Genomic DNA, 24,635 nt, shown 5'->3' with positions numbered 1-24,635 from the left:
CGCAAGGGGAACCCTAGCGTGAAAGCTCAATGCGCGGGGCCATCGGTAGCGATGGCCGCATCGGGCTTGACGGAACGCAGCAAATCCATCATGGCAGATTGGATACGTTGCAACGCTTCCGGGGTATGCCCTTCGAACCGCAAAACGAGCACTGGCGTGGTGTTCGACGCACGGATCAACCCAAAACCATCGGGCCAGTCGACGCGCAGCCCATCGGTGGTATCGACCCGCGCAGGTTCGGGAAAAGCCACCTTCGCGAGCAAGGACTCGACGACCCGATGGGGTTCCCCTTCCGCGCAACGCACGTTCAGTTCCGGCGTAGAGCAGCTCGTGGGCAGGGCATGCAGCGTAGCAGTTGCGTCGGGATGCCGACTCAGAATTTCGAGCAGACGGCATGCGGCGTAGACCCCATCGTCGAACCCATACCAGCGTTCCCGAAAGAAGATGTGCCCGCTCATTTCCCCCGCCAACGGGGAATCGACCTCCACCATGCGGGCCTTGACGAGGGAATGCCCGGTCGGGCACATCACCGGGTGCCCGCCAGCCGCTTCGATGAACGGAGCCAACCGCTGCGAGCACTTGACGTCGTAGACGATCGTCCCCCCCGGAACACGGCCCAGCACGTCAGCGGCAAAGAGCATTAACTGCCGGTCGGGGTAGATCGTTTCGGCATCGCGCGTCACGACCCCCAGGCGATCGGCATCGCCGTCAAAAGCAAGCCCCAGTTCGGCATCCCCTTGGCGAAGCGCCTCGACGACATCGCGCAAGTTCTCAGGCTTGCTCGGATCGGGATGGTGGTTGGGGAAGTTGCCGTCGACCTCCGAAAACAGCGGGATGACCTCGCAGCCGATGGCGCTCAACAACTCCGGAGCGCACACCCCAGCCACCCCATTGCCACAGTCGACGACCACTTTCATCGGGCGCGCCAAGCGAATATCGCCAACGATCCGGTCACGGTACGCCTGCCCAATATCGACCTGGCGCACCGTACCCCCGGGGGCGCTTTCCCATGTTTCGGTTTCCACCATGCTGCGCAGCGCTTGAATATCCGCGCCATACAACGCCCGCCGGTCAATCACCATCTTCAACCCGTTGTAGTCCTTGGGGTTGTGGCTACCGGTGAGCTGGATTCCGCTTGCACACAGGGTATGCGCGGCAAAGTAGAGCATCGGGGTCGTGACCATCCCTACATCAAGCACCTGCACCCCTGCCTGGCAAAGCCCTTCGATCAACGCTGCCGCCAATTCTGGGCCGCTCAGCCTTCCATCGCGACCGACCGCCACCGTGGTCTGCCCCCTGCGCTTCGCTATCGTCCCGAAGGCACGCCCCAGCGCAGCGACCACTGCGGGATGGAGGGCATCGGGAACCACCCCACGAATGTCGTAGGCCTTGAAAATCGATGGAGATACTTGCATACGATCCCGATATAGGGAAAAAATATGGGGAAGAAAACAGGCGAATTAGCCCGAATTAGCCAATCGAAACGAGGGGCATTGTAAGTTTTGGGGTATGAACACAGCCTTACTCTGCACAGGAACGCTGTATTCCAGTCCTTTCCCCAGTCCACTTCCCAGTCCATTTCCCAATCCATTGGGCTGCCTGGCATTGGCAAGCCATGCGGGGGAGTTGATTGGCGCTTGGTTCGTCGATGCGCGCCCTGCATGCACGGCGAGTTGGAACGTGCAACCTGGCATGTCTCCAGTCCTGGATCAGGCGGTAGAAGAACTTGCGGAATACTTTGCCGGGAAGAGAACGCGCTTCGATGTACCCCTGGGCCATCGGCTGGGTAGCAGTTTTTGCCATGCCGTGTGGGAGCAAACCCGGGCGATTCCCTATGGAACCACCATCGCCTACGGGGCACTGGGCAAATACATCGCCAAAGATGGCAAGGCTTGCGCGCCCCGCGCCGTGGCGGCAGCGTTGCGAGCCAACCCTTTGCTACTGTTTCAGCCTTGCCACCGCGTGGTGTATGCCAGTGGCGCCCTATCCGGCTACGCAGCAGGCACGGACCGCAAAGCCGCGCTATTGCGCCTGGAGAGCGGGCTGGGCATCTGACGACATCGCGCCCTGAGCACGGTCAAGGGTCGAAAGGCCCGCCGTGGATGCGCATCCCTTCGCGTATCCCACGCTGGGCAAACCACCCCTGGTGCATTTCCAGCACATAGCGCACTGCCACCCTACTGCAATGCGAACGGTTACTGAGCGGCTCCATATCGGCAAACTGCACGATCGTCCCATCCTCTGCCACAAAGGCCACGGTCAGCGGCAGGACAGTGTTTCGCATCCAGAAACACTGGATAGTAGGGCGCTCAAAAACGAAAAGCATGCCTTCGTTCTTCGGCATGTATCGGCGATACATCAGCCCCAGCTCACGCTGCACAGGGTCAGCGGCAACCTGGGCATCAATGCGATGCATTCCCACGACCAGAACATGCCTGGACAGATCAAGTTGTGGGCCGGGCAGGGGCAGTTCCCCATGCACTGTCCCCTCCTGGGCATGGGCAAGTGGAATCCCCGAGAACCCTACCCATGCCACCAGTACCCACCAAAGCAAAAACCACCGGAACGGTGGTTTTTGCTGGAGGGAGCGGCAGGGCAACGCTATGCAGCCGTCCACAACAGGAGCGCGACGATCTGCGGAGCAGCAATCCGCATGAACATCACCAAGGGATACACCGTCGCGTAAGCAAGAGCGGCTGCACCGCTGGTGGGATGCATGGCATTCGCAAAAGCCAGCGCCGGGGGATCGGTCATCGAACCTGCCAACAACCCGCACAAGGTCAGGTAATTGATCTTGTCGACGATCCGCGCAATGAACCCGACGATCAAGAGAGGGACCAACGTGACCAGTACACCGTACATCAGCCAATCTGTACCCGATCCATGCAACAGGGTATCAAGGAATTTGCCACCGGATAGCAGCCCGACTACGGCAAGGAACAGCACGATGCCCATCTCCCGCAATGCCAAGTTGGCACTGGGCGGCATGAACCAGTACAACGACCCGACGCTACCGATTCTGGAAAGGATCAAGGCGACGATCAGCGGCCCCCCTGCAAGCCCCAACTTGACTGGCGCCGGGAATCCAGGCAAGTAGACAGGAATGGAACCCAACAACACCCCCAAGCCAATCCCGATGAATACAGGCAACATGTGTACATGCTGCAACTTCTGGTGCGCGTTGCCAACGAGGCCGGATACCTCTTCGATGGCATCCTGCATCCCGACGAGGTTCAGGATATCGCCAAACTGCAAGGTGGTGCGATGGTCAGGGATGAGTTCGACGCCGGCACGGTTCAGGCGAGAAATCACCACATCGTAGGTTTGGGGCAAAGCCAGTTCCGAAATCTTTTTGCCGATGACTTTGGTACTCGTCACCACCACGCGCTCGACGCGCATATCGGTTCCATGGGTAGACAGGGACTCTTCCACTTCCTCCCCGATGACCAACTGCACGACGCGCAGATCGTCGCGCTCCCCGACGAGGTGAAGGATGTCATCCACCTCCATAGTCGTTTGGGGCCTGGGCACTGACAGCACGCCATCGCGCTTCATCCGCGAACAAACCACCTTGCCATCTGCGAGCACGGGAACGTCGCGCAAAGCCAATCCATGCAGGTTGGCATTGCGCAGCGCGACATTCATCGTCCCGAGCTTGTTCTTGCCCAGACCAGCCTGTTTGTCAAAGTCCGCTGCTTCCGCATGGATATCGATACGGAGAAACAACCGAATCAACCACATCGTCAGCAAGATCCCACAGATGCCGAAGGGATAAGCCATGGCATACGCCATGCCCATGCTTGCAATGCTTTCAGCAGGCGTGCCCAGTTCAGCAAGGATCTGCTGGCCCGCACCAAGCGAAGGGGTGTTCGTCACCGCGCCGGAGAACACCCCGAGCACTTCATGCAGGGGCACATCGAGCACGAGGTGAATACTCGCAGCGACCATCACGCCCAAGGTGACGAGCATCGCGGCGTACCCATTGAGGCGCAACCCGCTACTACGCAGGGAAGCGAAAAAGCCAGGCCCGACCTGAATCCCAATCGTGTAGACGAACAGAATCAACCCGAATTCGCGGACGAAATGCAAGGTATGCAAATCCAGATGGATGCCATACACCTGCACGAAGTGGCCGACGAACAAACCACCGAACAGGACGCCGCCGATCCCCAGACCAACCCCCCTGTACTGGAGGCCGCCGAGCCACAGCCCCAGCACTGCCACCAGTGCCAACAAACTCGTCGTAATCGCTATTTCGCTCATAAAAGCATCCCTGATGGGTGAGTGTGCAACCGACAAAACTACCGAACAAACTGCTGCGTCGTTGGCATGGTTGCAAGCCGAGCCGCATGGCCACTGCTGTGCGATGGGTATCCACCGAATTCGACGAATGTACTTCGACAAATTCGATGGATGCCGACACCACACAAAAGCAGAAAATTCTACTTTGGATAGAGCACTGTTCTTGGCACGCTACCCTCCTGCACCGGACTGCAATCTGCGAGCAATCTGCGCAACCAGTTCCCGCGCCAAGTCCGGTTTGTCTGCGCGTGGCAGCGCTTGCAGCCCATCGGCATCAACGATGGTCAGGGAGCAGGCATCGGTTCCGATCGCATCCTGGGCCAAGTTGGCAACAAGCATCGGTACCCCTTTGCGCACACGCTTGGCTTGGGCATTGGCACACAGGTTCTCCGTTTCCGCAGCAAAACCCACGCAAAACAACTTCCCTTCCTGCGCACGGGAAGAGTGCGCAATGCTCGCAAGGATGTCGGGGTTTTCCACGAGGTGCAAGGAAGGCGCGCCGTAGGTTGTGGAATGGGCTGTGGAGTGGGTCACAGTATCGGAACCACCCTTCTTGAGCTTGCGATCGCTGATTTCCGCGCAACGCCAGTCTGCCACTGCAGCGGTGGCAATGAACACGGTGGCATCTTGGACTGCCGCCACTACCGCACTGTGCATGTCCAAAGCCGAAACAACGTCGATACGACGCACTCCGTCAGGGGTCTCCAATGCCACAGGGCCGGATACGAGGATCACGTCCGCCCCTGCCTCGTGACATGCCCGCGCCAACGCAAAGCCCATCTTGCCGCTGGACCGATTGGTCAGCCCCCGCACGGGGTCCATCGCCTCGAAAGTCGGGCCTGCGCTGATCACCACCCGTTGCCCCGCAAGGAGTTTGGGCTGGAAAGAAGCCTGAAGAGCTTCGACGATCTGCGCCGGTTCGAGCATCCGGCCCTCCCCTTCCTCGTTGCACGCCATAGGCCCTGTGCCGACGCCCAGCACCACAGCCCCATCGGCAGCGACTTGCCGCAGATTCCGCTGGGTCGCGGGGTGTGCCCACATCGCGCAATTCATCGCGGGAGCCAACCACAAGGGGGTTTGGGGAATCTTGCGCGCAAGGCAAGCCAAGGCTAGAGCATCGTCCGCCAGGCCCGAAGCAATCCTCGCAAGAAAATTGGCGCTACACGGGGCCACCAAACAACCATCGGCCCAACGGGCCAGATCGACATGCGCGACTCCCGGTGCTGGATGCTCCCATGGCGATAGCACAACTACCCTGCCACTGAGCGCTTCCATCGTCATCGGCGCAAGAAATCGGGTGGCAGAGGTAGTCATCACGACTTGGACCTGCGCACCAGCTTGCCTCAGCAGGCGGCATATCTCGGCCGCCTTGTAGCAGGCAATGCTGCCCGTCAACCCCAGCAAGATGTTTTTGTTGACCAACATACCCATGCAATCCAATGTAGCATCTTGACTCTTTTTCTTCTCCTCGGCTTTCTCGGTTTCCTACCCTGCACCAAGCCGAATTGGCGCCGACTGTAGGGTCTTGCCCATTCCACGGCGCCCCGGTTTCTTCTCTTTTCCTGCGGCGTCATTTCCTCTTTTCCGCCATGTCCTTGCCTTCCGTAGCATGACTGGCGCGGTGTATTTCCCTATTCCATGACCAAGTTCGTATTCGTCACCGGCGGCGTCGTGTCGTCTCTCGGCAAAGGTGTAGCTGCTGCTTCGCTGGCTGCCATCCTGGAATCCCGTGGGCTTCAGGTCACGCTCATCAAGCTGGACCCGTACCTCAACGTTGACCCCGGAACCATGTCGCCGTTCCAGCATGGCGAAGTTTTTGTCACAGACGATGGAGCGGAAACCGATCTGGATCTCGGCCATTACGAGCGCTTCATCGAAACGCGGATGAACAAAGCCAACAATTTCACCGCTGGTCAGGTCTATACCAGCGTTCTGGAAAAAGAACGCCGTGGGGATTACCTGGGCAAAACGGTGCAGGTCATTCCGCACGTCACCAACGAAATCCAGCTCTTCATCCAGCGTGGCGCAGGGGTTGGTACGCCCAAGGCAGTCGATGTAGCCATCGTCGAAGTCGGTGGCACGGTCGGCGACATTGAGTCACTGCCTTTTCTCGAAGCCGTTCGGCAACTGAGCCTGCAGGCAGGTCGCAATGACACGGTGTTTGTGCATCTCAGTTACGTTCCCTGGATCGCCGCTGCGGGGGAACTCAAAACCAAACCTACCCAACACACCGCTCGCCAATTGCGCGAAATCGGTATCCAGGCCGATGCCTTGCTCTGCCGCGCAGACCGCCCCATTCCCCAGGAAGAGCGGGAAAAAATTTCCCTGTTCTCGAATGTGCCTGTGTGGGGGGTGATCTCTGTCTGGGACGTCGACACGATCTACAAAATCCCGCGCATGCTCCACGAGCAAGGGCTGGACGGACTCATCTGCGACAAGCTCCGCCTCAACACCCCCCCCGCCAACCTGCGACGCTGGGATGATCTGGTTCGCGACATCGCCAACCCGCAGGGGGAAGTCCACGTAGCAATGGTCGGCAAATATGTCGAGCTGGGGGATAGCTACAAATCCCTCAATGAAGCACTGCGCCATGCTGGCCTGAAAAACCACGTTCGCGTCAACATCCACTACATCGACGCAGAATCGCTGAACAACGACACGTGGGCAACTTTGGAACGGTTCGATGCCATCCTCGTTCCCGGCGGTTTTGGCGTGCGCGGGGTGGAAGGCAAAATCTGCGCGGTGCGCTGCGCCCGCGAACACCGCATCCCCTTTCTGGGAATCTGCCTCGGTATGCAAGTCGCGACCATCGAATTCGCCCGCAACGTCGCGGGCTTGGCCGACGCAAACAGCACCGAATTCGACCCTGCCTGCCCTTGCCCGGTCATCGCGCTCATCACGGAATGGCAAGATGAAGCAGGCCAAATCCAGACGCGCAGCCCGGATTCCGATTTGGGCGGAACGATGCGCCTGGGTGCCCAGACTTCAGACGTGGTGCCTGGAACGTTGGCCCACCGCATTTACGGCAATGTCGTCACTGAACGCCACCGTCACCGTTTCGAAGCCAATACGCGGTATCTTGACGTACTGCAACGCGCAGGTTTGGTGGTCTCCGCAATGACCCAGCGCGAAAAACTCACCGAGATCATCGAATTGCCCCCTGCCATACACCCATGGTTTATAGGGGTACAGTTCCACCCCGAATTCAAATCGACTCCCTGGAACGGCCACCCGCTATTCAATGCTTTCATTCAGGCTGCCATCAAGCACCAGCAAAGCCGTGCGCCCACGCCGACAGGTTCCTAGGGCATCCATGCCCCCCTTTTATGCCTCCACTTTTTCTGGAACGAACCCATGAAACTCTGTGGCTTTGAAGTCGGCCTGGATCGGCCTCTGTTCTTGATCGCAGGGCCTTGTGTCATCGAATCCAAACAGATGCAAATGGATACGGCGGGCACCCTTCGCGACATCACCAGCAGACTCGGGATTCCTTTTGTTTTCAAGAGCAGCTTCGACAAAGCGAACCGCTCTGGAGCGCAATCGTTCCGTGGCCCGGGAATGGAAGAAGGGTTGGCCATCCTGGCCCAGATTCGCCACGAATTGGGGGTTCCCGTGCTCACGGATGTACACACCCATGAACAAATCGAAGACGTCGCTGCCGTCGTCGATGTGCTGCAAACCCCTGCTTTTTTGTGCAGACAGACCGATTTCATCCACGCCGTTGCCCGCTGTGGCAAGCCGGTCAACCTCAAAAAGGGCCAATTCCTTTCCCCCGCTGAAATGGGCAATGTCGTCGACAAAGCGCGCCAGGCAGCCGCAAGCCATGGGCTTGATACGGATCGTTTTCTGGTGTGCGAACGCGGCGCCTGCTTCGGCTACAACAACCTCGTCAGCGACATGCGGTCGCTTTCCCTGCTGCGAGAGACCGGCGCACCCGTCGTGTATGATGCAACGCACTCCGTGCAAATGCCTGGTGCGCTGGGCAACGCCAGCGGTGGGCAGCGCCAGATGGTTCCGGTACTGGCTCGGGCGGCAGTTGCAGCGGGGATCAGTGGCATCTTCATGGAAACCCACCCCGATCCTGATCGGGCGATGAGCGACGGCCCCAATTCCGTTCCGCTCCACCTCATGGAAAGCCTGCTCGAATCGCTGATGGCCATCGATTCGGTGGTCAAGCAGCGTGGATTCCTCGAACAGCGTCTTTCCTGCCATGCAGGGTCATGATGCCAGGGTGCTGCCGAATCGGGTGCTGGCGAATGTATACGTTGCCCTCGACTCGCTGCTCTTGACATCTCTCCCCCGATTTTTTCCCCTGTAGCCAGCACACCGTGTGCAGCAATGTGCAATATGGAGTATGGCTACGTTTTTCTCCCCTTGTTCATCAACCTGAAAGAAGCAAATGAGCGCTATCGTTGACATTGTCGGCCGTGAAATTTTGGACTCCCGTGGCAATCCCACCGTGGAATGTGATGTGCTCCTCGAAAGTGGAAACATGGGCCGTGCTGCGGTGCCCTCCGGCGCATCGACGGGTAGCCGGGAAGCCATCGAACTTCGCGATGGCGACAAAACCCGGTACCTCGGCAAAGGCGTGCTCAAGGCAGTCGAATACATCAACACCGAAATTTCCGAAGCCGTGATGGGGCTTGATGCCGGCGAACAAGCCTTCCTGGACAAGGCCCTGATCGATCTGGACGGCACCGAAAACAAATCACGTCTCGGCGCCAACTCCATCCTCGCCGTATCCATGGCTGCTGCCCGCGCTGCGGCGGAAGAATCCGGGCTGCCGCTCTACCGCTACTTTGGCGGAATGTCTGGCGTGCAAATGCCCGTGCCCATGATGAACGTGGTCAACGGTGGCGCACATGCCAACAACAGTCTCGATCTGCAGGAATTCATGATCATCCCCGTTGGGGCATCCAGCTTCCGTGAAGCGCTGCGCTACGGTGCTGAAACCTTCCACGCACTCAAAAAAATCATCGACGACAAAGGCATGAGCACCGCCGTTGGCGATGAAGGTGGTTTTGCCCCTTCGGTCAAAAGCCACGAAGAAGCCATCCAGCTCATCATCAAGGCCATCGAAAAAGCGGGATTCGTTCCTGGCGAACATATTGCCATCGGCTTGGACTGCGCCGCCAGCGAGTTCTACAAAGACGGCAAATACCACCTTGCAGGGGAAGGGCTGGTGCTGGACGCACAGCAATGGACAGACATGCTCGCCACGTGGGTGGACAAGTACCCCATCCTGAGCATCGAAGACGGCATGTCCGAAGGCGACTGGGATGGCTGGCGCTTACTGACTGATCGACTGGGCAAAAACATCCAGATCGTTGGCGACGACCTGTTCGTCACCAATACCAAAATCCTTCGCGAAGGGATCGACAAAGGTATCGCCAATTCCATCCTGATCAAAATCAACCAGATCGGCACCCTGTCCGAAACGTTCGCCGCCATTGAAATGGCCAAGCGTGCCCGCTACACGGCGGTCATCAGCCACCGTTCCGGCGAAACGGAAGATTCGACGATCGCCGACATTGCCGTGGGTACCAACGCTGGTCAGATCAAGACCGGCAGCCTGAGCCGTTCCGACCGGATGGCCAAGTACAACCAACTGCTCCGCATCGAAGAAGACTTGGGCGATGTTGCGGTATATCCCGGCCGCAGCGCGTTCTACAACCTTCGCTAAGCAAGGCACGCTAGGCACATAAGGTGCGTTGACGACTCTTCTGGGCGGGAAGACAACCATGGGTTCGCGGTACTTTGCATGGCTGCTGATCATCCTTCTGGTCATGCTGGGTGTCCAAATCATGTACGGACGTGGCGGAAGATCCGACGTCGCACAGAGCCGCGCCCGCCTTGCTGCCCAGAAACAAGTCAACGACCGCATGGAGCAAGAAAATCGTTTTCTGGCCGCAGAAATCGCTGGTTGGGATTCGGGTACGGAAGTATTGGAAGAAAAAGCGCGAATGGGGTTTGGAATGACCAAACCGGATGAGGTATTCGTTCGCGTTGCCCAGTAGGTGTCCCCTACATCCCTCCTATATCCCTCCCTACATCCCGTGTTTACACCGCCGCTCACCCCGGCGGTTTTTTTTGCTCCCAAACCGACGCACCCCTTTACAAGCCCGTCAAAGCCTGGACACCAATAGCGCCAGCAGCGATGAACCGGAATGTGCAGAGCGACGGAATGCGCAGACCCTCTATCCTGCCTTGGGTCAACAAGGACGGTACCCAGGAGTACGGCACACCCGAGGCTACGCACCGTCGCTATGCAGGCGGGATCTGGGAAATCGGTCAGGTTCCTGGACTAGAATGACTTTGTCTGCCACGTTCGTTGGGCTTGGTAATTCTTGAACCAATTCTCATTGAGCCAGGGTTAGGAATATTTCCGCGTCGGCGTGATCTTCTCGCGTTAGAACTTCCCAAGGCGCGGGTGACCTTACCCACCTGAACCCCGGTTCAGTCATCGGTTCAGCGGCGTGCGCAGACCCTTCTCCCTCCAGCCTATCCTGGCTATTCCCTCCCCGCTTCCCGCCCTCTGGTCTGCATGTCTGCCGCGCCGGTGTTGTCTTGACTGTTCTCGGTCTTCATGGCCCGCTTTGGATGGGCTTGGTATTCCTGGGCCTGGGTGCCGGGTTCCTTGCAGGACTTTTTGGAATAGGGGGAGGCGTGATCGTCGTACCCGGTTTGTTCTGGCTGCTGCAAAGCGGGGGCTATTCGCCTGCATCAGGAATCAAGGTAGCCATCGCCACTTCCTCGGCGGTCATGGTGTGTACAGCTCTCTCCAGCGTAGCCGCACACTTCCGCCACAACACCATCCGCTGGGATGTGGTGCAAGGCGTCGTGCCAGGTTTGCTTGCCGGAGCTGGGATTGCCAGCGTAGGTGTTTTTTCGACGATCCCTGCCGACTGGCTTGCCATACTCTACGCAACGTTCGTAGTGTTCTCCGCCACCCAACTGCTGCATGAAAAAGTGTCTGACCATGCGGACCATGCGGAGGGTGGCACGCTACCAAGCCTACGGGGGATGCTCCCCGTAGGCACCGTGATCGGGTTCGTCAGTGCACTCGTCGGAGCCGGTGGAGGATTTTTGAGCGTTCCGTGGTTGGTGCGGTGCAACCTGCCAATGCGCAACGTGATCGCCACCTCCGCAGCCATGGGCCTTCCCATTGCGGTGGTCAGTACTGCCGGATACCTGCTTTCTTCTACTGGTGCATCAGGCTTGTCATCTGGTACTGTGGGGTATATCAGCCTGCCCGCTCTCGCTGCCGTGGGTTTGGGCAGCCTGATTGCAGCGCCAGCAGGCGCCTACACCGCATACCGAATCAGCAGCCTTTGGCTACGTCGAGCCTTTGCTGTACTGCTGTACTGCGCTGCTGTACACGTGCTGCTCCGCACTTTTGCAGGTACGTGACGGCCGTTGTAACAGCAAGTAGCGGAAGTAGCACCTTCAGCACTTTCAGCACCTTCGATGCAGCCTGCATCGCACGATGCTTCCTCCCGCAACACCGGCTGCACGGTACCCATGATCCAACCGCAAGCGCAATCAGGCAGTTTCCCCGTAGACAGCGATAGCCAATTCCACCGCGACATCCGTGTGTAGTGCCACCTTGACCGTGCAGTCTCCCACGGTTTTGATATGACCCGAAGGCAAGCGGATTTGCGATTTATGGACGGTAAAGCCATTGCGGCCTAGTTCCTCTGCAATATCGGCGTTCGTGACAGAGCCGAACAGTCGCCCGTCGACACCCGCTTTCTGCGTCAATTTGCACACAAAGCCGGAGAGCTTTTCGCCCAGCGCGACAGCCAGTGCCTTTTTTTCTGCGGCAACCCGTTCCAGCTCCGCACGGCGTGCCTGAAATTCCTGCAAGGCGGCTGCCGATGCGCGACGCGCACGGCCACTGGGAATGAGGAAATTCCTTGCATACCCATCCTTGACGCGCACCACGTCGCCCAAATTGCCTAGGTTGATGACCTTATCGAGCAAAATTATTTGCATCTCTTGCTCCTTCAGACCTTGTGCTGGTCAGAGTAGGGCAACAGTGCCAAGTACCGCGCACGTTTGATCGCAGTATTGAGTTGCCGTTGGTAAATGGCGCGCGTCCCAGTCAAGCGAGCCGGAATGATTTTTCCGTTTTCCGCAATGAAATCGCGGAGCGTATCGAGATCCTTGTAGTCGATTTCCTCGACCCCAGTCACCGTAAAGCGGCAGAAACGCTTACGACGGAAAAGCAAATTCTGGGCAGCGCGTTTGGGGCGCCGATTTTTCGTGAGTGACCGCCTCGGTCCAGCCATGATGGGCTCCTTCTTGTTCCGAAAGTTGGGGGAAAGCCAAAAAATCCTGAATTTGGTATACAACCCGACCGCTACGGGGAGAAAACAAAAAACCCCGAAACGACCAGCAGGTACCCAAGTCTTGCTGCGCAAGCCGTTCTGCAACGCATCCGAAACAGACCGCCCGAAGCACCAGCCGTACTACCCGTTGCACTCCGTCTTCTTTGTTGACGGACTCATGCGCCAGCGTGCAACCCAGAATGGGTACACCCGCCGGGGAGTAACGCAATTGCGCGATTTCCGCAATCGTGGCAACGATGCACAAGTGATTCGTATCGTGATCTGTAGCCTGGCTCGTATCCTGTGCAGTCGTCCGCTGCGTCGTCGAAACCACCTGCGCGAACGCTCAAACCGACGGCGACGGCTCGGTAGAGGCTACCTTGCGCGCATCCTCTCGTTCCGCAGACCGCATCATTGCGGAAGGCGCGGTCTCGGCCTTGTTCCGGCGTACCGTGAGGCTGCGCAGAATCGCGTCGTTGAACCGGAAAGCATGTTCCAGTTCCCCCATGACGTTCTGGTCGGCCTCGATATTCAAGCACAGGTAATGGGCTTTGGAGAGACGGTCGATGGAGTACGCCAACACGCGACGTCCCCAGTCTTCCACCCGATGGATGCGCCCATTCCCGGCAGTAACCATGTTTTTGTACCGTTCCAGCATGGCTGGAACCTGTTCGCTCTGATCCGGATGGATCATGAGCACCACTTCATAATGACGCATTAGTTCACCTCGTTCCTTATGGATAGGCCTTGTGGCCGTGCTCCCACCCCCGGCGTCGAATGGGGTGTGGGAAGGAAAACCAGCGATTCTAGCGATGCGTTTCCCCTGTTTCCGTACCCCATATTTCCGTTTCCCGTTTTCCCCTGTTTCGATAGCAATGCTCTCTCTCGCCATCACTGTGGCGCACGGAGCGCTCTTTGCCAGCTTGAGACTGTCAACGCTATCAACGATATCCGAGACATCCCCTTCGACAGGTTCCTCTACGCTGATGCAGCCCCCACCGCTGCATCACCCGATACCGCACAGACTGCGCATAGTCGCGGCCTTGCACGTCGAGACTCCATCCATCCCCATTCCCACCACGACACCAGCAACTCCCTCGCCCCCCTCGGTCGCGACGGTTGCCACAGTCGATCCTGCTCCCCCACAGCGCATACCGAACCCGCAGCGACGCGGTTTGCTGCCGGTGGCCGGGCCTGTAGACAGTCCCGTCGCCCCCCATGCCCTCGTCAGCACTACGTCCGATGTCGCCTCTACACAAGGGGCTACAGCACCCACTCTCCCAAAATCGAATACCCCAGTCTCCATTCCAGCCGACTCGCCTCCCATCCTGACCGACGCCGAACCCATTGATGCCCCAGCACCGGACTACCCAGCGTTGAGCCGCAGGTATCGGGAGGAAGGGAGCGTCGTCGTTCGGGTCTCGATCGGCAAGGATGGCACGGCGAAGGATGCGCACATCCACCGTTCCAGCGGTTTTCGCCGCTTGGACACAGCCAGCCTCCGCACCGCCTTGTCATGGAAATACCGTCCTGCCATGCTTGCCGGTGCCCCCCAAGAACGATGGCACGACGTGCCTTTTCGATTCGAGCTCACATCGTCCACACGACACACCCACACTGCCGCACAAGCTGCAACTTCTCGGCTTTCTACAATCGAATCCTCTTTTTTCCACCCTTCTTCCCTAGGAGATCTACGTCATGACGGATCGTGAACAAGCACTGCGACCGGTATTCGGCTATGGCACCGCTGCGGTGGATCGCAACAAAGTGCTGCGCAACACGTATGGATTGCTCGCGCTGAGTTTGGTACCCACCGTGGCCGGTGCATGGATCGGCGTAATAACCGGCATGGCGCAGTTTTTCCACGGATGGCTGGGGTTGCTGGTGTTTCTTGGCGGCGCTTTCGGATTCATGTTTGCTATCGAAAAAAATAGCCACCGCGCTGCGGGGGTCTACATCCTGCTCGCGTTTACCTTTTTCATGGGTGTGATGCTTTCCGGGTTGATTGCCTCCATCCTCGGGTTGCGCAACGGCGTGGCCCTAATCATGACGGCCTTTGCCGGTACAGCCAGTATCTTTGCCGCCATGGCTGGTCTTTCCACCGTCATCCGCAGGGATTTGTCCGGAATGGGCCAATGGCTCTTCGTCGGCGTGCTCGCGATTCTGGTTGGGGGCGTGATCAACGTCTTCGTTGGCTCCACGGCAGCAATGATGGCGCTATCCGTTGCCGCCATTGGCATATTCAGCGCCCTCATGTTGTACGACCTCAAACGCATCGTCGATGGAGGAGAGGACAACTACATCCGTGCCACGCTGGCGCTGTACCTCGACGCCTTCAACGTGTTTCAGAGCTTGTTGGCATTGCTGGGTATCTTCGGCGGCGAACACGACTAACCCTCCGCTTTCAGCGCGATACACGCCCCCTTGCCATGCGCATTGCAGTGTTCGGTCTGTGTCTTGCTGCACTGTCCGGCTGTGATTTCGACCTCGGGATGATCGGGCTAGGCCCCGATCCCCGGCTGGAGGCCGAGGCGCGCGCTATCGGCGCTTCCTGCCGGTTCGGAATGCGAGGCATCGAGGACTGCTATACCTTGCACCGCAACATAGATAAAGCAGCCATCTATGCTGGATGGCGCGAAATGGATTCCTACATGCGGGAAAACCAAATCGAGGGAATCCGCGCGGAAATTCCCCTCCCGCCCGAGCCTCCCCCTTCGGCTCCAGTATCAGCTCCCCCGCCGCCGCCCCCTCCCCCCAAAGAACACTCCGAGGAGGAAGAAGAAGAGGAAGAAGAGCCGGAACAGGGCGGCCACGCAGCACAACATTGATCCGGTGATCCTGCCCCCACCCGCATGGATGGGGATTTTTCTCTGCATTTCCCGGTGTTTCCCTGCACGAGGCTCGGCAGTTGCTGCGATGTGCCCACGGGGGTAATTTGTCGATGCAATGGACTGGATCACGAATTTGTGCTCCGATTCCATGTCCGATTCGTGATATTTCGCACCCCATCTATATTTCACATCGTCCCCAGTGCTACGTATAGCGTGGCTAAAATCCACGGGCTATCCTGCTGCGGGTGCAGTGGGTAGATTCACGAAAGGAACCAATTTATGACTATTGCTCGCCGCCTCCTCCCCTCGTTGCGTTTGCTGGCAATCGCAAGCTGTGTCGTGGGTGCCAGCCACTCCTTCGCAGCCAAAACCTACACAGACAACGGTGATGGCACCGTGACCGACCCCACCACAGGGCTCACCTGGATGCGCTGCGCCGTAGGCCAAACCTGGAACGGCACCACGTGCAACGGTGAAGCTACGCTCATGAACTGGGCGGACGCCAATGCACATCGCACCACCTTTGCAGGTCGCAATACTTGGCGTTTGCCTACGATCCGTGAATTGCAAACGATTGTTGATACCAGCAAAACGTACCCTTCCATTGACGGAACGGTTTTCCCCAACGCTGCTGTTTTCCCTGCTACAGCGCTGGAAGGTGAAAGATTTTGGTATTGGTCCAGCACTTCCTCGCTTTTCACACAGGAATCCCAACCCAATACGAATTTTGCTCATGCAGTCAAATTTGCTTTTGGTGATGTCCAATACTTTGGTACCAGTGGTAATCTGGCCCTACGCTTGGTAACTGGCCCAACTACATCGGCATTGTTGAATGTGGAGCGTCCGGATTCCCAGTACGTAGCAAACAACAACGGCACTGTCATGCACAGCCCGACGGGGTTGATGTGGCAGCGCTGTGCCATGGGCCAAACTTGGCAGCTTGATGCGCAAACCAATGCCTACACCTGCTCCGGCACGGCATCGTTATTGAATTTTGCTCAAGCTAAACAATTGGCAGACGAAAATTCTTTTGCCGGGTACAACGACTGGCGCTTGCCTACCCTCGACGAAATGCTGAGCCTCGTCGATTTCAAGAAGTTCGATTCTTCTTTGAATAGGATGGTATTTCCCAATGCCAGCAATGGTTATTTTTATACCAACACACCAATCAAAGAACCTGCCCAGGCAGGCTATTATGCCGATAGCTCTTGGCTCGTGCATTTTTGGGACGGCAGCTCTACTGGAGATTACTTTCAGACCAATTCCGTCCGGCTCGTTCGCGGTGGCATCCCTGTAGATGCTTACAACTTGACTGTGACCAAGACTGGGAGCGGAGAAGTCACGAGTACTACTTTGGCAGGTATCAACTGTGGTACCCAATGCACTGGCACCTACACCAGCGGCACGCAGGTCGCTTTGGTGACTACCAACCCCTTCGCGACATGGGAAGGCAATTGTCAAGAAAAGAACGCCGAAGGGGTGACCTATGGCCGCCAATGCACCGTGACGATGAGCGCCAACATGGCAGTGCATGTGACGATGAGTTCCCTCCCCGTTTCCGCCGGGTGGAACTTGCTTGGCAACGGTCGGAATACCACGATGAACGTGGCTGACTTGATCAAGGATCCAACGAAGGTCAGCACAGTGTGGAAGTTCGATCCGGACTCTGCAACGTGGCAGTTCTACACCCCGTCGATGCCCGCCGCAGATTTGGCTACCTACGCTGCAAGCAAGCGGTACGGTGTCCTGTCAGAAATCAAGCCTGGTGAGGGTTTTTGGGTCAACGCCATCACGGCTTTCGATCTACCCGTCCCCACTGGCGCGCCTGTCACCGTCACGGCCTACCAGGAAGGTGGTACACACGCTCTGAAGTCCGGTTGGAGCTTGATCGCCTTTGGTGAAGATCGCACGCCTCAGTATTTCAATATCAATATCGGCACCACAGCTCCACCTACTGGCGTCATTCCTCAAAACTTCTACACACTGTGGGCTTGGGACAGTCCCCAAGGCAAGTGGTACTTTTACGCTCCGGAATTGGACAACCGTGGTGGAACGCACTTGGCTGATCACATTCAAGCCAACGGCTATCTTGCCTTCGGCCAGAAAAAGCTTGGGCAAGGTGTGGGATTCTGGGTCAACAAGCGCTGATCAACAACCATCGTCCTTGATCCTGCAAGGAGGGTGTAGCGGTGTGCATCTCTGCGATGCGTCACTTTGTAATGCATCCCTTGGTGATACATCCCTCTGATCCTTCTTGCTCCCCTGTGGGTTTGCCCCCAAGGGGCATCCGTTGGTGTGGGGATGATGCGCAGTACCCGTACAGCAATTCAGTGCGGTAGTTCATCATCTCGATTGCTTTCGACCACTGCCAGGTTCGCCCGGCAGTGGTTTTTTTTTGCCTGCAAGTTTGCCCATACCGCTTTGCAGCGTGCGCACTGCGTGTACGCTGTGCTTCCTGCCGATTCCGCAGCCACCAGTGCAAGCTGATTCCATCCTTTCGATATCCATCCCCTTCCCATGAGGAACCCCGTGCTAGCTTCCGCGTTCCTGCGCCTTCCCCGTGACGCACGGGATACGCTGTTCATCCTGGTTGTGCTGCTCTGGGTGGCGCTGCCGCAGTTCCGTTTCACCCCGTTGTGGTGCGGGCTGGCTTGTGCGGCCGTCCTTGGCTGGCGTGCCATCCTGGCATGGCGTGGGATGCCCCTGCCGCCTAAGTGGCTCGTCGGCGGCTTGCTGCTCGCTGCGGTGGTATCGACGGCGCTGACGTACCGCACCCTGCTAGGTCAGGATGCGGGGGTGTGCCTGCTCCTGCTCTTGCTCGTACTCAAAACACTGGAATTGCGTGCGCGGCGCGATGCCTTCGTGCTGTTTTTCGTGGGGTTTTTCCTGCTGCTGGCGCAGTTTTTCCATTCGCAATCCTTGCTGACCGCAGCAGGGATGCTCGCCGGGCTTTTGGGGCTGCTGACCGCGCTGGTGCATGCACACCGTATCGGCAATTCGCCTGCGTTGCGTCAGTCCGCCTACACAGCAGGCCGCATCCTGCTCTGGGCTACCCCCCTGATGCTGCTGCTTTTTCTGTTCTTCCCACGCCTGTCCCCGCTATGGGGCACACCGGGCAATGCACTGACCGGGCGCAGTGGCTTGTCCGGCAGCATGACCGTTGGCGACGTCACGCACCTTGCCCTCGACGACGGCATTGCCATGCGCATCCGCTTTGCAGGCCCGATTCCCGACCCCACCCAGCTCTACTTTCGCGGGCCGGTCCTGTGGGCCTTCGACGGCAGAACCTGGCGCGCACGCAACCATTGGATGGTAAATACCCCCCTTCCCGAACCCGAGCTGCGCATCCACGGCAACCCCGTGCGCTACCAGGTGACGCAGGAACCGAATCGACTCCCCTGGCTACCTGTGCTGGAAGCCGCCGTGGCCATCGAAGGCCAGCGTGCAGTGATGACCCGTGACCTGCAATGGCTGCACCCGAAGCCCATCATGGAAGTACTGCGGTACGACGTCGAAAGCTACCCCCACTTTGAGCACGGCCCGCGCACCGCCGAACCCTCCCTGCTCCCCTTTCAGTGGCTTCCCACATGGAGCAACCCCCGCACCCAAGCCTGGGCCGCACAACTGCGCAATGACCCCCGCAACGCTGACAACACAGCCCTGGACTGGGCCCAATTTGCCCTGAATCACCTGCGCCAAGGCGGGTACCGCTACACGCTCGACGTCGGCATCTATGGCCTGCACAGCGCAGACGAGTATTGGTTCGACCGCAAGCTGGGTTTTTGCGAGCACATTGCATCGAGCTTCGTCATCCTGCTGCGTGCCCTCGGCATCCCCGCCCGCGTCGTGACTGGCTACCAGGGCGGAGAACGCAATCCCATCGATGGGCTGTGGACTGTCCGCCACAGCGACGCGCACGCCTGGGCCGAGCTATGGATGCCCGGGCGGGGATGGTTTCGCATCGACCCCACTGCCGTTGTCGCCCCCGCCAGGATCGGCACCCTGCAACGCGCACCGATGACGCTCGGCAATACGGCCCTGTTTGAGCGCGTACACCCCCGCCTGGCGTGGGAACTGCGCGCACTATGGGACGCAGCCAACACGCGCTGGAACGATTGGGTATTGCACTATGGACAGACCCGCCAGTTCGACCTGCTGCGCAACCTGGGTTTCGACAGCCCAAGCTGGCAACATCTCGGCATCGCTCTCTTCGGCACCATGGCAACCATCGCCGCCGTATGGGCCGCGTTGCGATACCTGCTGCGCCAACGGCAAGACCCCTGGTTACGCCTATTCCACGCCGTGACCACAAGACTGCGCCAACGCGGGTGGCCCCTGCCCGTGCACCCCACCCCCCGGGGCATTGCAGCCTTGCTGGCGCTCCAACCTACGCCAGCGCTGCAAGGCTGGCTGCTGCGCATGGAAACCCTGCGCTACGCCCCACCCAAGCCGCAGCAGGGTTCTCTCTCCCAGCAACTTGCCGCGCTACGTAGGGAGTGGAAGAGGCTGGCAAAGGCGGTACCAGTCCACACTACTTCAGGCTAATTCCGGTGTGTGAAATTCGTTTCCACGTTTCACTAGGGTCGCGACTCCACCTTCCACCAGAATGCCTGCATCCCTGTTGCAGACAATGAAGGGCTAGGACTTGCACTACGAACTGCGTATTCTGGAGCGCCCATACCCCGAATAAATTGATCAAGAATCAACCGATCTTGCTCTGCTGTCCCTCGGCGAACAATTTCGCTCGGAACTGCATCTTGTTGCAAAAAAGAAAAATCTGCCCGATCGGAATGTTCTTTGGCCTCCACTACCACCAGCACAATCTGTTCCATTCCCAAAGTAGAATCAGTAATCTGGAATTCGAACGGAAAGCTGGCTCCAGGCTGTAGTCGATTGCTTGACCCCACCGGATTCGGAAACATAATCGTTATTCCAAACTTGCTATCTACATATAGTGCAGTGACATCAAGATTTTTTAAGCCAGTATTCTTCATGCGAACCTTGATAACATCTCCTGGATAAAATGTAGGAATAGCTTCATTAGGATTTATTGGCAATTCCTGTCTATCTTTCGTTCGAGATATTTTAACTTCCAAGGAATTGTTTACGGACTGATTGGATAGGCTTGCAGCAGCACGAGCAATATTGGTGGCTTTCCGCACCGACCGCAAATTCTGTACCAATTTTGTACGTATCCCTTCAGCAGTTGCCTTTGGACCGAGATCCAGATACACATAGCGCTTTTCGGGCATTACGGAGTCTTCTACTTTCAGCGAAGCCACACTCTGTGGCAAGAACCACAGTCGGGTACCTTGCGCACGCAAAACCACTTGTGCCTCATCCGCATGATCGACCCAACGTACATCTCTGATCGCATCTGCTTGCTGTGGCGCAGTGGCCAATTTGTGTAGCGGTTCCGCAAAAGGACAAGGTATCTTGCATTGCGTCAAATCTGTGGCCACAGCCAGAGAAAATGGCACAGATGACTGCACCAGTCTGGCGATCTTGCCAACTTGTAACTGTGACTCCGAAAACGCAGGCTTTTGCCCGAAGGCCACCGGGGCCAGCTCCGCGCTGGTAGCACTAGTATGGATAGCTTGAACGTAGCCCAATGCTTCTGTCGATTCTGCAGTTGCCGAAGGCAGAATGGCAAACACAGCACCCTCGTACACCTCAGCCAACTCTCCGGCCGGAATACTCATTGGCGGTTCGAAGTCGAGTTGCCACTGCCGATATGAAACGGCAGGCTTACCGAGCACATCCTCGTCGAGTCCCGATCCAGAAAACAGTGGAGTAGCCTGTGCATCTCCACGACCCATTGCCCGATAGCGAGTCAAAATCTGCTGCGCCAATTGACGGTAAGTCATTCCCGCACCACCCTCCAGCGCTTGCTGCAGCGTGTGACTGAAAAGGCCGTAGTCGACACCACCCTGCTTCGCCCTTTCCCGAACATCTCTAGGGAAAGGCATTTCGGGTGCTTGTTCATCAGTCTGTGCCGCATAAAAATACACAGAACGCCCACTTCCAGAAGAGCTACGTTGGCGCTGCACGCTTCCAGATACGGAAGCTGCACGACTGGCAGCTTTTGTGATGGCACTCTGGGGAACTCCCAAGTCCGATGGTGACACCTGTCGCAGTCGTACATCCCCACCCCGCACCATCGTGGCAGAGTGACACGAATCAAAAATTGCCCAAACAAAGGCGCCCGCTGTCGCAATCCGATCTACATGGGCGCGAATTTCGTGATCCACAATCGCTTGGTTTTGCTTCGCATCGCCATCTTGCTCATCGCCTTCCCAACGTGCAATATCCCGTGGCAAAAAAACCTCGAACAAACCATCCGGCTCATCTATCGCGAAAGGGCTGCGCTCTGGTACAGGGAGCTGGCTCCCATGCCCTGCCATAAAAAGAATGACGTAGTCTCCAGGCAAGGTACTGTCAGCAAGCTGCTTCAAAGAAGCGAGAATATCTTTGCGGGTTGGCATAGACACAGAGCCTTCCACCCCATCCGCCAAAACGGTGATATTCCCTTTGGGGACACCATAACTTGCCAACAATTCGCGCATCTTGGCAACATCATTTTTGGGACCGTATAGATCTCTTTTTTGGAGCAATGGATACTCCGACACTCCAACAAGAAGCGCCCGGTATCTTGACGGAGTGGGAGACGCACTTGCTGCCATGGAAATAGCCCACACGACAATACCCAATACACAACAACGCATGAAACGATGGACGTTCATAACAGAGACTCAGCAAAGTGTGAGACACACAGCGACATGGGAAAACCCCCACAGACTGTTGTCAAGAAGGCAGCCATGGCAGGCCGACATTGCCTGTACCTGGAGCCATGTGCTGCCCTACAACATCAGTTATGGACGATCGTGTAGTAATTGGCCATACCCAGGTTTTTGACCTTGATCGTAAACTGCCCAGTCCATCTTGGCGACCAACGGCACAGCATCCGATCAGTGAGGTCTGTATCACTACAAATCAGGTTTTCATTCTCGTCATATACATACAAGTCCAGATCGGAGTCCCCGTCCCCCGCAGCAAACACAATGGCTGGCTCACCGCCACGAAAAGCTACCTGATATACGTCCTGCGTACCTCTGTACACAAGGGTACTCTTACGCCCAGGGCCATGCACGGCACCGCGCCCTCCTACCCTGGCTGCATCCTCCGCCAAAGCTACCAGATCCTTGCGATCCCCGGCATACTGCTTGGCCCTGGCCAAGATTGCTTCCACAGTCAACGTGTCTGTTTTCTTGTCTGCCGATGTTGTTTGACCAGAGCCCTTGACGACTGCGGCCTTCGAGGGACTATCACCCACCTCCTTCATGATCCGGGCAGCCGCAATCATCGCCAGTGCGTCCTGCTTGCTATCTCCATAACGGACCAAAGCCATTGCTGTTTCCCAATGATCGACAGCAGTCGAACTGGCCGTGGGCGCAGTAGCCTCTCCCACATTCGAACTCTTTGGATTGCCATCAGCAAAAACCGGGATGCAGAACAGCGATACCGCTGCAAAAGCAAAGGGAACCAAACGAGTCTGAAACGACATACAAAACCCCCAAAAAAAATTGAAAATAATGAATTGACGACAGCAACGGCCAACGTGCCACGCAGTCGTCGCTGGGCCGCCCTAGCCCACATGCAATCGCAGCTTGACCTCCCCTCTCAAAACGGAAATGACCTTGCTGCCACTTCGACGAAGTACAGCACCAAATTCTTGGACGGTAGAAACCGGCGCCCGATCAACCCCCAGAATCACATCGCCATTGCGAAAGCCTAGCGCATGAGCGGGGGCACCCGCACGCACGCCACTCACCAACAACCCATCACGCCCGCGGGACAACTGCATCCCTTGGAGTACGGAGGTGGACTCGGGGGCACTAGGCTTGGCCACACCGGGGGCACTACTGGCAGGCGTCTGCTGCTGTGCCTTGGCAACTTCGTCGGCACTGACGGCCTCAACCGGGACTTGCAAAACCGACTGCACACCGCGCCGCCAGACTTTCAGCCGAATCTGGTTCCCCACGGGGATCAGCGCCACCCGGTTACGAAGGTCTGACACTGTACGCACCGGACGACCATCCACTTCCAGCACAACGTCATTTACTCGGAGACCCGCCCTGTCTGCCGAAGAACCGCTGGCTACGGAACGCACCAACGCCCCGGCAATAATGGGAAGTCCTTCCCGTGCCACCACGGCCTCGGTAACTTCTTCCGCCTGTACGCCAATGCGGCCACGCATGACTTCGCCGAATCGAATGATCTGATCCAGCACAGCCTGCGCCATACTGGTCGGAATAGCAAAGCCAATGCCGATATTCCCGCCTTGCCCTCCCCTTCCACCACTCAGAATGGCCGTATTGATTCCAACGAGTTCACCGCGCATATTGATCAGCGCGCCACCGGAATTCCCAGGGTTGACGGCAGCATCGGTCTGGATGTAGTCCTCGTACCCTTCTGGGGAAAGTCCCCTGCCCATTGCAGACACGATTCCTGAGGTCACTGTCTGCCCCAACCCGAAGGGATTGCCTATCGCCACGACGAGATCCCCCACGCGCAAGGCATCGGAATCTCCCACTGGCACTGCTGTGAGCTTCTCGGGCCGCACACGCAGTACAGCCACGTCTGTCCCAGGATCAGAGCCCACCAGTTCTGCCAGCAGTTCGCGGCGGTCATTCAACATCACCATAAGGCGCGAAGCCCCTTGCACAACGTGGTGGTTCGTCAGCACCAAGCCGCGCGCAGCGTCCACCACGACACCGGAACCAGCGGGCCGCATCACGGGCCGATCAGTGTGCGAAGCACTGTCTCCATGACCACGCTCACCCTGCAGATCTTCGAAAAATCGCCGAAAAACAGGGTCATTCAGCAATGGGTTGTCTGCAGACCGGGACTGGCTTACCGAAATACCCACTACTCCTGGGGCGACCTGCGCAACGACTGCCGCGAAACCCGAAGACCCCGAAGCTGCTCCAGGCAACTGGACCTGAGCCAACGCGTGCTGGGCCAGCATGAAAGGCAATGCCAACCACACCATCCACAGAACACGGAATCTGCGCCAAAACGCCAATTCCGTTGCTGTGGCTGCATTGCAGCCAATGCTTTGATCATCCGACATGCATTGAGAAACGCTGTATCGCATACCGCCTCCATCACC

Annotated in this window: 23 protein-coding genes and 1 other RNA gene; 13 read left to right on the top strand and 11 right to left on the bottom strand. The window is 57.8% G+C overall.

Features of this window, described 5'->3' with window-relative positions; all coding sequences use genetic code 11:
- Positions 1-26: 26 nt before the first annotated feature.
- Positions 27-1,415 (bottom strand): phosphomannomutase/phosphoglucomutase, encoded by a 1,389-nt coding sequence (locus CENROD_RS01180; protein ID WP_022771229.1) that lies wholly within the window; start codon positions 1,413-1,415, stop codon positions 27-29.
- A gap of 94 nt (positions 1,416-1,509) precedes the next feature.
- On the opposite strand from CENROD_RS01180, the gene CENROD_RS01175 reads away from it, so the two are divergent.
- Positions 1,510-2,055: a methylated-DNA--[protein]-cysteine S-methyltransferase gene (locus CENROD_RS01175; protein WP_022771228.1), complete on the top strand. Its 546-nt coding sequence runs from the start codon at positions 1,510-1,512 to the stop codon at positions 2,053-2,055.
- A gap of 22 nt (positions 2,056-2,077) precedes the next feature.
- Here the strand turns inward: CENROD_RS01175 and CENROD_RS01170 are convergent, their stop codons facing one another.
- The 3 genes from CENROD_RS01170 to coaBC form a co-directional block, all read right to left on the bottom strand.
- Positions 2,078-2,512, bottom strand: coding sequence for a DUF192 domain-containing protein (locus tag CENROD_RS01170; protein WP_238551835.1), 435 nt, complete (start codon positions 2,510-2,512; stop codon positions 2,078-2,080).
- An 89-nt stretch (positions 2,513-2,601) separates the two neighbouring features.
- Positions 2,602-4,263 carry a putative transporter gene (locus CENROD_RS01165; RefSeq protein ID WP_022771226.1) on the bottom strand — a complete coding sequence of 554 codons (1,662 nt, stop codon included), beginning with the start codon at positions 4,261-4,263 and terminating at the stop codon, positions 2,602-2,604.
- Between the two features lie 210 nt (positions 4,264-4,473).
- Complete coding sequence (coaBC, locus tag CENROD_RS01160) at positions 4,474-5,733, bottom strand: bifunctional phosphopantothenoylcysteine decarboxylase/phosphopantothenate--cysteine ligase CoaBC (protein ID WP_041193169.1); 1,260 nt, start codon at positions 5,731-5,733, stop codon at positions 4,474-4,476.
- A 207-nt stretch (positions 5,734-5,940) separates the two neighbouring features.
- Between coaBC and CENROD_RS01155 the strand changes: the two genes are divergently transcribed.
- The 7 genes from CENROD_RS01155 (at position 5,941) to CENROD_RS01135 (ending at position 11,712) form a co-directional block, all read left to right on the top strand.
- Positions 5,941-7,608, top strand: a complete 1,668-nt coding sequence (locus tag CENROD_RS01155; RefSeq protein ID WP_022771224.1) for a CTP synthase — start codon at positions 5,941-5,943, stop codon at positions 7,606-7,608.
- A 48-nt stretch (positions 7,609-7,656) separates the two neighbouring features.
- Entirely contained in the window at positions 7,657-8,526 is an 870-nt protein-coding gene (gene kdsA / locus CENROD_RS01150; RefSeq protein ID WP_022771223.1) for a 3-deoxy-8-phosphooctulonate synthase, read from the top strand.
- A 175-nt stretch (positions 8,527-8,701) separates the two neighbouring features.
- Positions 8,702-9,985, top strand: a complete 1,284-nt coding sequence (gene eno / locus CENROD_RS01145; RefSeq protein ID WP_022771222.1) for a phosphopyruvate hydratase — start codon at positions 8,702-8,704, stop codon at positions 9,983-9,985.
- Between the two features lie 58 nt (positions 9,986-10,043).
- Positions 10,044-10,319: a septum formation initiator family protein gene (locus CENROD_RS01140; RefSeq protein ID WP_022771221.1), complete on the top strand. Its 276-nt coding sequence runs from the start codon at positions 10,044-10,046 to the stop codon at positions 10,317-10,319.
- 167 nt (positions 10,320-10,486) lie between these two features.
- Positions 10,487-10,615 (top strand): hypothetical protein, encoded by a 129-nt coding sequence (locus CENROD_RS14455; RefSeq protein WP_274518147.1) that lies wholly within the window; start codon positions 10,487-10,489, stop codon positions 10,613-10,615.
- A non-coding RNA gene (gene ssrS / locus CENROD_RS14630) (6S RNA) lies at positions 10,616-10,793 on the top strand.
- A 109-nt stretch (positions 10,794-10,902) separates the two neighbouring features.
- A complete protein-coding gene (locus CENROD_RS01135) occupies positions 10,903-11,712 on the top strand; it encodes a sulfite exporter TauE/SafE family protein (RefSeq protein WP_041193168.1) in 810 nt (269 codons plus the stop codon).
- A gap of 132 nt (positions 11,713-11,844) precedes the next feature.
- Here CENROD_RS01135 and rplI read toward each other — a convergent pair whose 3' ends face one another.
- From rplI to rpsF, 4 genes are read right to left on the bottom strand one after another with little or no spacing between them, the layout of a single operon-like run.
- The gene (gene rplI / locus CENROD_RS01130) at positions 11,845-12,297 is read right to left on the bottom strand and encodes a 50S ribosomal protein L9 (protein WP_022771218.1); all 453 of its coding nucleotides are present in this window, start codon (positions 12,295-12,297) and stop codon (positions 11,845-11,847) included.
- An 11-nt stretch (positions 12,298-12,308) separates the two neighbouring features.
- Complete coding sequence (gene rpsR, locus CENROD_RS01125) at positions 12,309-12,593, bottom strand: 30S ribosomal protein S18 (RefSeq protein WP_041193167.1); 285 nt, start codon at positions 12,591-12,593, stop codon at positions 12,309-12,311.
- A complete protein-coding gene (priB, locus tag CENROD_RS13425; protein WP_022771216.1) occupies positions 12,517-12,966 on the bottom strand; it encodes a primosomal replication protein N in 450 nt (149 codons plus the stop codon). Before priB ends, rpsR begins: the two co-directional genes overlap by 77 nt.
- 12 nt (positions 12,967-12,978) lie before the next feature.
- Positions 12,979-13,350: a 30S ribosomal protein S6 gene (rpsF, locus tag CENROD_RS01115; protein ID WP_022771215.1), complete on the bottom strand. Its 372-nt coding sequence runs from the start codon at positions 13,348-13,350 to the stop codon at positions 12,979-12,981.
- Between the two features lie 268 nt (positions 13,351-13,618).
- Here rpsF and CENROD_RS12920 point away from each other — a divergent pair, with 268 nt between their 5' ends.
- From CENROD_RS12920 to CENROD_RS01095, 5 genes are all read left to right on the top strand, one after another.
- Positions 13,619-14,344: an energy transducer TonB gene (locus tag CENROD_RS12920; protein ID WP_187292317.1), complete on the top strand. Its 726-nt coding sequence runs from the start codon at positions 13,619-13,621 to the stop codon at positions 14,342-14,344.
- Complete coding sequence (locus CENROD_RS01110) at positions 14,331-15,026, top strand: Bax inhibitor-1 family protein (protein WP_041193166.1); 696 nt, start codon at positions 14,331-14,333, stop codon at positions 15,024-15,026. The genes CENROD_RS12920 and CENROD_RS01110 overlap by 14 nt, the downstream gene beginning before the upstream one ends.
- 35 nt (positions 15,027-15,061) lie before the next feature.
- On the top strand, positions 15,062-15,460 hold the full coding sequence (locus tag CENROD_RS01105; RefSeq protein WP_022771212.1) for a hypothetical protein: 399 nt from the start codon (positions 15,062-15,064) through the stop codon (positions 15,458-15,460).
- 282 nt (positions 15,461-15,742) lie between these two features.
- A complete protein-coding gene (locus CENROD_RS01100) occupies positions 15,743-17,611 on the top strand; it encodes an Lcl C-terminal domain-containing protein (protein ID WP_022771211.1) in 1,869 nt (622 codons plus the stop codon).
- 381 nt (positions 17,612-17,992) lie between these two features.
- Positions 17,993-20,008 carry a transglutaminase TgpA family protein gene (locus CENROD_RS01095; RefSeq protein ID WP_041193742.1) on the top strand — a complete coding sequence of 672 codons (2,016 nt, stop codon included), beginning with the start codon at positions 17,993-17,995 and terminating at the stop codon, positions 20,006-20,008.
- A gap of 32 nt (positions 20,009-20,040) precedes the next feature.
- On the opposite strand, the gene CENROD_RS12915 is transcribed toward CENROD_RS01095, so the two are convergent.
- From CENROD_RS12915 to CENROD_RS01075, 3 genes are all read right to left on the bottom strand, one after another.
- Entirely contained in the window at positions 20,041-22,206 is a 2,166-nt protein-coding gene (locus tag CENROD_RS12915; RefSeq protein ID WP_022771209.1) for a caspase family protein, read from the bottom strand.
- A 125-nt stretch (positions 22,207-22,331) separates the two neighbouring features.
- Positions 22,332-22,871 (bottom strand): hypothetical protein, encoded by a 540-nt coding sequence (locus tag CENROD_RS01080; protein WP_187292316.1) that lies wholly within the window; start codon positions 22,869-22,871, stop codon positions 22,332-22,334.
- 237 nt (positions 22,872-23,108) lie between these two features.
- Positions 23,109-24,620, bottom strand: coding sequence for a Do family serine endopeptidase (locus tag CENROD_RS01075; protein ID WP_202961168.1), 1,512 nt, complete (start codon positions 24,618-24,620; stop codon positions 23,109-23,111).
- Positions 24,621-24,635: the final 15 nt, after the last annotated feature.

The organism is Candidatus Symbiobacter mobilis CR, assembly GCF_000477435.1.
GTDB classification, from domain to species: domain Bacteria; phylum Pseudomonadota; class Gammaproteobacteria; order Burkholderiales; family Burkholderiaceae_C; genus Rhodoferax; species Rhodoferax mobilis.
The sequence above is the reverse complement of the archived record's forward strand: the minus strand, read 5'-3'. Positions and strand labels throughout refer to the sequence as shown.